We start from the raw sequence: 255 nt of genomic DNA on the forward strand, positions 1-255 counted from the left end.
GAGATTCCCCCAGTAGCGGCGAGCGAACGGGGAGCAGCCCAGGACCTGAATCAGCTTGTGCATCAGTGGAAGCGTCTGGAAAGTCGCGCGATACCGGGTGACAGCCCCGTACACGAAGATGCATGAGCTGTGAGTCCGACGAGTAGGGCGGGACACGTGGTATCCTGTCTGAACATGGGGGGACCATCCTCCAAGGCTAAATACTCCTGACTGACCGATAGTGAACCAGTACCGTGAGGGAAAGGCGAAAAGAAC

1 rRNA gene is annotated in these 255 nt (G+C 57.6%); it reads left to right on the forward strand.

From position 1 onward, the window contains the following. A 23S ribosomal RNA gene (locus F3J41_RS23240) occupies positions 1 to 255 on the forward strand; the annotation flags it as partial.

The organism is Pantoea sp. Ap-870 (assembly GCF_011752515.1).
GTDB classification, from domain to species: domain Bacteria; phylum Pseudomonadota; class Gammaproteobacteria; order Enterobacterales; family Enterobacteriaceae; genus Pantoea; species Pantoea dispersa.